Annotated in this window: 12 protein-coding genes; 3 read left to right on the forward strand and 9 right to left on the reverse strand. The window is 65.2% G+C overall.

Going from position 1 to position 9,883, the window contains the following annotated elements:
* Positions 1–17 precede the first annotated feature (17 nt).
* Genes ABZ677_RS25815 through ABZ677_RS25825 form a run of 3 tightly spaced genes read right to left on the reverse strand, consistent with a single transcriptional unit; the run spans position 18 to position 1,947 of the window.
* Positions 18–791: an ABC transporter permease gene (locus ABZ677_RS25815; protein WP_094739821.1), complete on the reverse strand. Its 774-nt coding sequence runs from the start codon at positions 789–791 to the stop codon at positions 18–20.
* On the reverse strand, positions 788–1,723 hold the full coding sequence (locus ABZ677_RS25820; RefSeq protein WP_358374560.1) for an ABC transporter ATP-binding protein: 936 nt from the start codon (positions 1,721–1,723) through the stop codon (positions 788–790). Before ABZ677_RS25820 ends, ABZ677_RS25815 begins: the two co-directional genes overlap by 4 nt.
* Positions 1,720–1,947, reverse strand: a complete 228-nt coding sequence (locus tag ABZ677_RS25825) for a hypothetical protein (RefSeq protein WP_176460708.1) — start codon at positions 1,945–1,947, stop codon at positions 1,720–1,722. Before ABZ677_RS25825 ends, ABZ677_RS25820 begins: the two co-directional genes overlap by 4 nt.
* A gap of 144 nt (positions 1,948–2,091) precedes the next feature.
* Here ABZ677_RS25825 and ABZ677_RS25830 point away from each other — a divergent pair, with 144 nt between their 5' ends.
* On the forward strand, positions 2,092–3,405 hold the full coding sequence (locus tag ABZ677_RS25830; protein WP_170945733.1) for an MFS transporter: 1,314 nt from the start codon (positions 2,092–2,094) through the stop codon (positions 3,403–3,405).
* Here the strand turns inward: ABZ677_RS25830 and ABZ677_RS25835 are convergent.
* Complete coding sequence (locus ABZ677_RS25835; protein WP_037187401.1) at positions 3,402–4,601, reverse strand: GNAT family N-acetyltransferase; 1,200 nt, start codon at positions 4,599–4,601, stop codon at positions 3,402–3,404. The two genes, ABZ677_RS25830 and ABZ677_RS25835, sit on opposite strands and share 4 nt — an antisense overlap.
* Positions 4,602–4,717: 116 nt before the next feature.
* Here ABZ677_RS25835 and ABZ677_RS25840 point away from each other — a divergent pair, with 116 nt between their 5' ends.
* Positions 4,718–5,521, forward strand: coding sequence for an RNA methyltransferase (locus tag ABZ677_RS25840; RefSeq protein WP_037187398.1), 804 nt, complete (start codon positions 4,718–4,720; stop codon positions 5,519–5,521).
* Positions 5,518–5,787, forward strand: a complete 270-nt coding sequence (locus ABZ677_RS25845; protein ID WP_358374565.1) for a DUF2537 domain-containing protein — start codon at positions 5,518–5,520, stop codon at positions 5,785–5,787. The genes ABZ677_RS25840 and ABZ677_RS25845 overlap by 4 nt, the downstream gene beginning before the upstream one ends.
* Positions 5,788–5,901: 114 nt before the next feature.
* Here ABZ677_RS25845 and ABZ677_RS25850 read toward each other — a convergent pair whose 3' ends face one another.
* The 5 genes from ABZ677_RS25850 to ABZ677_RS25870 form a co-directional block, all read right to left on the reverse strand.
* The gene (locus ABZ677_RS25850) at positions 5,902–6,663 is read right to left on the reverse strand and encodes a hypothetical protein (RefSeq protein WP_037187395.1); all 762 of its coding nucleotides are present in this window, start codon (positions 6,661–6,663) and stop codon (positions 5,902–5,904) included.
* Positions 6,664–6,755: 92 nt separating this feature from the next.
* A complete protein-coding gene (gene sepH / locus ABZ677_RS25855) occupies positions 6,756–7,658 on the reverse strand; it encodes a septation protein SepH (RefSeq protein ID WP_358374567.1) in 903 nt (300 codons plus the stop codon).
* A gap of 112 nt (positions 7,659–7,770) precedes the next feature.
* Entirely contained in the window at positions 7,771–8,442 is a 672-nt protein-coding gene (locus ABZ677_RS25860; RefSeq protein ID WP_094739817.1) for a rhomboid-like protein, read from the reverse strand.
* A gap of 91 nt (positions 8,443–8,533) precedes the next feature.
* Positions 8,534–9,655 (reverse strand): phosphoserine transaminase, encoded by a 1,122-nt coding sequence (gene serC, locus ABZ677_RS25865; RefSeq protein WP_094739816.1) that lies wholly within the window; start codon positions 9,653–9,655, stop codon positions 8,534–8,536.
* 69 nt (positions 9,656–9,724) lie between these two features.
* The coding region (locus tag ABZ677_RS25870; protein WP_358374573.1) for a citrate/2-methylcitrate synthase at positions 9,725–9,883 on the reverse strand (159 nt) is incomplete at its 5' end.

Here is a 9,883-nt window from a genome sequence, read left to right on the forward strand (position 1 = left end):
CGACGAAAGGGTGTGATCTAGGACCGCGGTTCCCAGCGGAAGTGCGTGCGGGCGATCAGGAGGCTGCCGACGATCCACGCGAGCATCACCAGCAGCGGCATTCCGGCTTCGGTGAAGGTGGCAGCGAAGCCGATGGACGCGTCGCCGGGCGTGGTGGTGCCGAACCAGCCCAGGTTCAGCAGGTCCGACACGGCCGCCATCGGGGTCAGCTCGACGACTCGGCTCAGCGAATCCGGGAGAACGTCGCGCAGCATGGCCGAGCCGGCCATGGCGATCAGAATGACCGGCAGGCTGGTGATCTGGGCGGCCTCGGCGTTGCGAGTGAAGGCAGAGGTGATCAACGCCAGTGCGGCGAACAATGCGGCTCCGCCGAGGAGGGCCACGGCGACGAGCACTGCGTTGGTAGGAATGGGCCCACCGAAGGCCAGAACTACAGCTCCGACGATCAGGCCCAGTGCGACGGTGAGGACGAACGAGGGGACCGCCGGCCCCAGCAGAATCTGGATGTCCGAGCTTTCTCCGGTGCGAAGTCGCTTGAGCACCAACTCGTCTCGACGTGTGGCGTAGATCGAGAGCATGTTGTAGTAGACCATGAACACCAGCAGGAACAGGGCGAAGAACTCGAGCGCCGCTCCGACGCCCACGTCGGTCAATCCGTCGTCGCTGCGACTGCTGATGATCAGCATGACCAGCGGTAGTACGAGAGGTATGACGGACGCGTTGAACAGGAGTACTCGGTTGCGTCCGAGCAGTGTGAACTCTGCTCGTGACAGTGCGGTCATCGTGCTCATGCGCTCATCACCTTCGTGTGTGTGAAGTCGGGATTGTCGAATTCGTCTGCAATGGAAAGGAATACGGTTTCGAGTGATGCCGCGCGGGCGTCGAGTCCGTGCAGGGTCACCCCGTTGGTGCGGGCCCACACGAGCAGGTCGGTCAACGTGTGCTGTACCGAGGACGTCTGGATCGAGATGGTGTCTCCCGAGACGTCGATGGCGGTACCGGGCAGTGTCGGCAGCGCGGTACCGGGGGCCTGCAGTTCGATCTTCGCCGGATGGTCCGCGACCACCTCGTCGACCGTTCCACTGCGAACGACTGTGCCGCGGTGCATGATCGCGAGTCGATCGCACAGCGACTCGGCCTCGTCCAAGTAGTGCGTCGTCAACATGATCGTCACGCCGGAATTCTTCAGCTCTTGAATCAGCCGCCATGTGTTGCGGCGACTTTCGGGATCGAGACCGGTGGTGGGCTCGTCCAGGAACAGCACTCGAGGACGGCTGATGATGGCGCACGCCAGATCCAGTCTGCGTTGCTCGCCGCCCGAGAGAAACTTCACCCGGGTATCGGCGCGGTCGGCCAAGTCGACTCGCCCCAGCACCTCGTCCACCGGCAGTGGATTGCTGCACGTGCCCGCCCACATCCGCAGGCTCTCCGCGGTGGTCAGATCCTGGGGCAGGCCGCCTTTCTGCAGCATGATGCCCAGAGACGGTCGAACTTTGCGGCGATCGGACACCGGATCCATTCCCAGAATCCGTACCGTGCCTTCACTCGGCCGTGAAAGTCCCTGAATGACTTCGAGAGTGGACGTCTTGCCGGCACCGTTGGTGCCGAGCAGGCCGAACAGCTCACCCTCGGCGACCTTCAGATCGAGCGCCTTTACGGCCTCGAAAGCGTTCTTACCCGAGCCGTAGCGGCGAGTCATGCCATCGACTTCGATGATGGTCATGATTGCTTCTCCCAGTGGCGGAGTCCGATGACGAACCGCACGCCCATGAACGCGACGATGACGCCGAGTGCGACGAACGCCGGAAGTGATGCGCCGACGATCGCGAACAGCACGGCGATGATCGCGAGACTGATGACGATGACGACGATCTCACGCGCCATCGTCGGAGCCGGTCCGAGCTCCATCAGATCGGTGAACAGGTTTCCTTCGTCTGGTTGCTTCATGACTACGAGTCTGCTGCGCCCGAACCACCGAAAACAGTGCAGCGCATCATGACCTGAGGTGACACCGTCACGGTGTAGCCATGACAAAAGTCATGTGCTTTCCGACTGCTCCCTGTGTGCCAGGTATTCGGGTACTTTCAGCACGTGAATCGCACCGAGTCGGCGAGCTCCGACCGTCGTAGGCAGGTCCGCGTCATTCTGGCGGGTTCGGTGCCGAACCTCGTGCAGTGGTTCAACCTCTACCTCTACGCGACCTTCGCGCCGTATTTTCGGACCGAGTTCTTCGATCCGGCCTCGACCAATTCGCTCGTGTACGTCTACGGACTCTTCGCACTGACCTTCGTCGTCCGACCGCTCGGTTCGTGGCTGTTCGGCAGGCTCGCGGACGTGCGAGGCCGACAGTTCGCGCTCGTCGCTGCGGTCACGCTGATGTCGGCCGGATCGGTCGCTCTGGCGGTCACTCCCACCGTCCACGACATCGGCGCCTGGGCCGCGGTGATCCTCGCGGTCGTGAGCATCGTCCAAGGCATCGCCACCGGCGGCGAGTACGCGGCGGCGACGGTGCTGCTCTCCGAATCGGGCACGCGAGGGCATCGCGGATTCTTCGCCTCGTTCCAGGCCGCGACCATCGTCGGCGGCCTAGTGCTCGCACAGACGTGTCTACTCGTGCTCCTCGCGAGCACGGACCGCGCGGCAATCTCCGAATGGGGTTTTCGCCTCGCGTTCGCCGCGGGAGGTGCGGCGGGCCTCGCATCGCTGTGGTGGGCGCGTGGACTCGATCGCGCGCCCCGTGAACCGGGAGCACCCCGGGCGGACCGAGACGCCACGATGGGGGCGTTGTTTCGCGATCACCGGCGTCCTTTGGTGTGGGTGTTCTTGCTGACCGCGGGAGGGAGTGCGGCGTTCTACACCTACACGGTCACGGTTCCCTCGATCGTTCGCGAGACGTTCTTCGCTGCGGACGGCACCAGGGGAGAGCTCGTCGCGACCGGGCTCGTGCTCGCGGCCTTCGTGGTGTTGATGGTGCTGCAGCCGGTCGCCGGCGCACTGAGCGACCGCATCGGAAGAAAGCCCCTTCTCGTCGCGTTCGGGGCGCTGGGGATACCGGCGACCGGAGCACTGGTGCTGGCGACCACCCGGGTGACGTCTCCGCCTGCGGTCTTCGCCATCCTGGTGTGCGCGTTCCTCGTCCTCACGTGCTACCTGTCGGTGAACGGCATTGCCAAGGCCGAAGTGTTCCCCGCGCACATTCGTGCGTTGGGCGTCGGCTTCGGTTATGCCGTGGCGAACTCCCTCTTCGGAGGCACGGCACCGTTGATCTACCACGCCACGAGCAGCCACGGCAGTGTCGACTTCATCGTCTACCTGACGGTGCTGCTCGCGGTGACGCTGGGTGCCGCCCTCCGGATGCGAGGTGGCTCGGCCACCGCGCTGGATGCGCCGAACAGCCGGCTCTAGAAACCCCAACCCATGACGGCCGGGCGCGCTGTTCCGAACGTCAGATCCAGCGCATGCAGAGATTCCTCGTTGCGTGCGGTGAGGCGGTTGGCCGCGGCGAACAAGCGGGCTCGATGGGTGCCGAAGTAGATGCTCGCGAGCACGTCGATGTCGAGTTCGATGTCCGGTTCGGACTCCACCCGGGTGCAGGTCGCACGACCGTCGGTCACGGTCAGTGAGTAGGTGCCGCCCGCATCGAGGAAGGGATCCCGCACCGCGATGACCAGCGAGGTGTCGAGCGCGTAGGTACGCGCCTCGAGCGCTGCCTCGACGTGCATGATGCGGCCCCACAGTGCGTCGTGGTGAGCCGTGACTTTCGGTAGCCGATTGTTGGTCAGCAGGAACGGCAGTACTTCGTCTCGGGCCTGCCGTACCTCGATGGTGTCGACCAGGTCCACTCCGACGAGTATCTGCCACAACGCGGCGTACGCGTCGTCGGTCACCGCGATGAATTCCTCCACCACCACTCGGCTCGGGTTGCGTCCGCGTCGGTAGGCGACATAACCGTCGGGATGGACGATGAAGAACAGAGCCGTCAGTCCGCCGCGTCGGTTCTCGCGGTCGGCGAAGAATCGCTCCCAGCGGATCGGCGGCTTGGGCTGCGCGCCTGCGGTCTGCTGCTGCCACCGGTGGTAGATGTCGGGGAGCAGTCCGGCGGCCTCGGCCGACTCGATCAGCCGCACCCCGGTCGCCGGGGGAGCGTCCTTGCGGAACTGCGCGAATCGTCGGTCGATCGAGACGCTGATCTCCTCGGTCACCGGCCCGTAGCCGAAGCGTCCGTAGATCGTCGCCTCGCTGGCCGTGAGCAGGGAGAGGGGTGCGCCGGCGTCGTTCAGTGCGCGGTGCTGCTGGGTGAACATCGATCGCAGGATGCCGCGTCGACGATGCGTCGGTGCGACCGACACCCAGGAGACTCCGGACGCCTCGACCTGCGCACCACCGGGAACGGTGACCGACATCGGGAAGTGCATGGCCACACCCACCGGGGTCTCGCCGTCCCACGCCAGGTACACGTGCTCGGACTGGGTCAGGATCTGCGTCTCGGCCAGGTCCTCGGCGTTCTGGTGCTCGCCGAATGCGTGGGCGTCGAGCAGCGCGACGGCATCCCAGTCGTCGTCGGTGGCGGTGCGGATGGTGATCGATTCGTCGGTAGTCATCGCTCTTTACTTTTCCATACAGGAGTGGAGCCCGCGGAACGACCCGAAGAATCTGCCATACAGAAGGAGGCCTTCGCCGAGGGACTGCCAGAAATGCCGGGTGACAAGATGGGCACGTGGTGCATGTAATCGATATCGACGACCCATCGGACCCGCGACTGGACGATTTTCGCGATCTCAACTCCTCGGATCGGCGACCCGACCTGCCCGAGGGCAAGGGATTGGTGATCGCCGAGGGCGTGTTGGTCGCGCAGCGCCTGCTGACCTCGCGCTTCCCGATGATCAGCCTGCTGGGCGTGGATCGACGGCTCGACACCTTGCGCGACGATCTGGCAGATTCCGACGTCCCGTTCTATCGGACGTCGGCGGAGGTGATGGCCGAGGTCGTCGGATTCCATCTCAATCGCGGCGTGCTGGCAGCGGCGAACAGGCCACCGGCTCTCGATCTGGACGAGGTATTGGCCGACGCGAAGACGGTGGCGATCCTCGAGGGCGTCAACGACCACGAGAATCTCGGGTCGATGTTCCGCAACGCGGCCGGTCTCGGGGTGGATGCAGTGCTGTTCGGGGCCGCGTGCGCTGATCCGCTCTATCGACGGTCGGTGCGGGTATCGATGGGGCATGTGCTGCGGGTGCCGTTCGCCAAGGTGCCCGAGTGGCCGCGCGGTCTCGATCGCGTTCGCGCGCACGGTTTTCAGCTGATCTCGCTGACACCCAATCCGTCGGCGGTGTCGCTTGCGGCGGCGATGACGGGGGAGAAGGTGGCGTTGTTGCTCGGCGCGGAGGGACCGGGTCTGACCGAACATGCCATGCGTGCCACGGACATTCGCGCTCGTATCCCGATGGCACCCGGCACCGATTCACTCAATGTGGCGACGGCCGCTGCGATGGGGTTCTACGAACGTGTGCGCCTGACGTGAACGACCACGACCCGGGCGTCCGCTGGACCGGAATCCCGATCGCCGTGATCTCGGCGGCGCTGGTGAGTGTGGCACTGGCGGCTTTCGGTCTGGAACTGGCCAGAATTCACCCACTGCTGGCGATCGGCCTGAACATGATCGTCGTCGCGGGTGCGGCACCGACGGTCATGCGGTGGCTCGCGATACCGGTGTGGCGCTGGGCCGTGTACGGAGCCGGAATCGGTTCCATCCTGAGCTTCGTGGCACTGGCGGCGCTGGCGTTCTGACAGACGTCTTCTTCGTCGGTCCCTGACAGCGGGCACAGTTGCGCACTACCGGCGACGATCGGCGGAAACCCGTCGATCAGCGGTGGTTGCGTGCAACTGTGCCCACCCGAGCCACTATTTGCGCGAGAACCAACGCTTCTTCGGTCGCGGTGCCTGTTCCTCGGGGGCGTCGGGCATCGGTTCCTGTGCGCCACGGCCGTTCGAGCTTCGGCTCTGCTGGTTCGGTGGCGGTGGCTCCTGCCCCGGGACGTACATCGTGAAGCCGCAGACCGGCAGGGTGTTCGGATCGAATTCGTCCGCGTGTGGTGCGCCGGTGTAGCGGAATCCGAGCCACTCGGCGTTGGCGGCCTCGGCGAATTCCTGCGGGTGGAACGGAAGCGATTGCGGATCCGGCATCACTCCGGGTGGATAGATCAGCGGGTGCTCACCGGCCCAGAACGACCGCTCCCACACCAGTGGCAGGCCCGCGTCCTCGTAGATGTACACCGGAGTGGCGCTGAAGGATCGGCGGAATTCTCCGCGCTCCCAGTACGCGAACGCACCCCAGGCGTGTTGGGGATCCGAGGCGACGAGGTAGGTGTGCTCGGACGCCAGAGGGCGAGTGAAGGATTCGGGAAGCGTCGACGGTGTGGGCACCGCGAGATTGGATCCGCAGACCACGGTGACGCCCGGGTAGCAACCGATGAAGACGTGATCGTCGTCCACGCCTGCCGAGGTCGATATCGGGCCCTGTCCGAGGGGCACTGCCGTCAGGTGGGGGTACAGACGTCCGACGAGTGCGGTCGCAGCATTCCAGTCCGAGGTGTTGGCCTCTCGGAGTACAGAAATGGGATCCGGTGCGTCCACGTACCAGATCGTTGATGCTTTGGCCCCCACTACCGGCACCTCTCTCTCCGTTACTTCCTGGGAAGCCTACGGTGTGAGCGTCGGCGGTTCTGCACCGCGCGGCACATCGGTCACATCGGAACTCAGTTGTGGCCGCTGCTGCGAACTCCGAGCAGGACGTCCTCCCACGACGGCATGGCCGGCTTGCCGCGCTTGTCCTTGCCGCTGGTGTGACCGGCGGCAGGCTTGGGTGCGGGCCTGGGCTCCCTGGCCACCGGTTCGCGCGGCTGCTCGGGCTCGGGAGCAGGCGCATCGTCCACCTCGACCTCGATGGTCTCGGCGTCGATCTCGCTGTCGGCTGTGGTGCCGTAGTACTCGTCGAAGCTCTGCTGCGAGGTCTCGTCGTCGCCGAGGTCCTCGGAGGACGTGAGTGCGCGGACCGGTGCCAGACCGCGTAGTTGACGTCCGAAGTCGGGATCGATCAGTTCGTGTGCGGTGTCGTCGAGCGGCGCGATGGTGCCGCCGTGGCCGTCGGGAAGGAACTGCCAGTGCGCCTTGTTGGTGGTGCGGCCGGCCTGCCACTTCAGCTGTGCGACCCACTTGTTGTCCTCGTCGCGCCAGGCGTCCCACGTCGCGTCGTCGAGGTTGTGGCCGCGAGCGCGGAAAGCGAGGGTGACGATCTCGAGCAGGGTCTGCACGGCCGGGCCGTCGTGGCGCAGTGGATGACCGGACTGGGCCATCGACGCGGCCTGCGAGCGTTCGAGCAACACCGGGTGAGCGAACACCTCGACGCGGCTGATGGCCATTCCGGAGTCGGCGGCAACCTGTTCGATGGTCGCTCCGCTGCGAATACGGGCCTGAATTTCCTTCGGCCGAAGCAAGCTGTCCATTTCGATCTCAATCTGTCCTAGTCGAGCGATGTCGCCGCGTGAGGCCGCGCGGAGTTTGTCGTCGGCTGGAAGCCGGAATCTGTCGCCGGTCTTGGGATCTGCGCACACGACGAACTTTCCGTCGGCCTCGAGACCCACCACACGTAAGTCTCGCACCTTGACCTCCTCATCGCGCCGGCTCGCGATACCGTCGAATTCGAGCCTAGTTCACCTGCCGTATTCGGCGGGTGTTCGACACGCATCGCTTCTGCCGACGATCGTTTCCCTATCAGAGGGTAGACAGCTGCGGGCTCGGCTGCACCCATTCGGTCGATGTTCCATCAATTGCTTTGTGCGACAACGTCGATGCGTCCCTGCGAAGGTAGAGGGCACCCAGGCCGAGGCCGATGGTCAGGGCAATCGCGTGGCCGACGGCGGTGAAGGACGGGTCCGACACTCCACTGAAGGCGACGACGCCGATCCACAGGGCGGCCCAGCCCGCACGCCACGGCATCGGCAGATACCTGATCATCGATCCTGCGACCGCGGCTGCTGCGTAGCTGACGCCGACGTCGACGGCCATCGCCAACGAGTCCGCGAGCCAGTCGTTGTGAATGCCGATGAGCAGGCCCGTGGCCACCAATGCCGTCGCACCGAGGTGTCCGGCGCTGAAGGTCAGCAGAAAGCGTCGCCAGCCGGAGACCCACTCGGCGACGGCGAACAACAGGGCGACCGCGGCCAACCACAACCAGTTCACCCGTCCTTCGGTGAGAAAGACGCTCGTGACGAGGGTGGCGAGGTGGCCGTCGGTCAGATTGTGCAGATTGGTGCTCGCCGCGTGCAGTACGTGCCAGCGATCGTGCGGGCCGATCTGGCCCAGCGCGATAATTCCCGCTGCCGCGAGCGCGCAGTACACCAGAGTCACCCGAATCCGTAGCGCGAATGTCAGGAGCCTGTACATACGAGCGCTCCCTCCGCGGTCGTTACGCTTGCTTACTTGATAGCAAGTGTATGCCGCAAAGGGAGCGCTGTAGCTGTGAGCTTGCTGGTAATCAGCTCAGCGTGGACACGACCCAGTCGATGCTCTTGGTCAGTGCGGTGATGTCGTCCGGCTCGATGGCCGGGAACATACCGACACGCAGCTGGTTGCGGCCGAGCTTGCGGTACGGCTCGGTGTCGACGACGCCGTTGGCGCGCAGGATCTTGGCGACCTGAGCTGCGTCGACCTTCTCGTCGAAGTCGATGGTGCCGACGACCTGGCTGCGGTGATCCGGGTTCGTCACGAACGGCGTCGCGAATTCGCTCTTCTCGGCCCAGTCGTACAGGCGTGAGGACGAATCGGCGGTGCGCTTGGTGGCCCAATCGAGGCCGCCCTGTGAGTTGAGCCATTCGATCTGGTCGGCGAAGAGCAGCAGGGTCGCCACGGCCGGGGTGTTGTACGTCTGGTTCTTGCTGCTGTTGTCGACGGCGATCGGCAGCGACAGGAAGTCAGGGACCCACCGATCCGTGGCAGCGATCTCGCTGACGCGCTCGAGCGCGGCCGGGCTCATCAGCGCGATCCACAGGCCACCGTCGGCGGCGAAGCACTTCTGCGGAGCGAAGTAGTAGACGTCCGAGTCGGCGACGTTCACCGGCAGACCGCCTGCACCGGAGGTGGCGTCGATCGCGATGAGGGCGTTCTCGGAGCCGGCCGGACGGCTGACCGGGATGGCCACGCCCGTCGAGGTCTCGTTGTGCGCCCAACCGATGAGGTCGACGGAGGGGTCGGAGGTGGGCTCGGGCGCACTGCCCGGCTCGGCCTTGACGACGATCGGATCACCGATGAACGGGTTGTTCTTGGCCACCGAGGCGAACTTCGAGCTGAACTCGCCGTTGGTCAGGTGCAGCGACTTCTCGCGAATGAGGCCGAAGGCAGCAGCGTCCCAGAACGCGGTGGTGCCACCGTTGCCGAGGACGACCTCGTAGCCCTCGGGCAGCGAGAACAGATCCTTCAGGCCACTGCGCACGCGTCCGACGACGTCCTTGACGGGCTTCTGACGGTGGCTGGTGCCGAACACGGAAGCGCCGACGTCGACCAGGGACTGCAGCTGCTCGGGGCGAACCTTGGACGGGCCGCAACCGAAGCGTCCGTCGGCGGGCAGGAGATCGGCGGGAATGATCGGCAAATCGGCCATGGAGTAGCGCGTCCTAGCGTCGATGGAATATGGCCTCCACAGGCTAGTCGGGTGTCATGACACCGTCGACTACCGGATCAGGTCCCAGCCGTCGACGGACTCGGGGGTGCGGGGTTCGGGGCCGGTGTAGAGGGCGGCCGGTCGGACGAGCTTGCCCAGGCGCTTCTGTTCCAGGATGTGTGCGCACCAGCCCGCGGTACGTCCGCAGGTGAACATTGCGGGCATCAT

It is taken from the genome of Rhodococcus sp. NPDC006774, assembly GCF_040636045.1.
GTDB lineage: Bacteria > Actinomycetota > Actinomycetes > Mycobacteriales > Mycobacteriaceae > Rhodococcoides.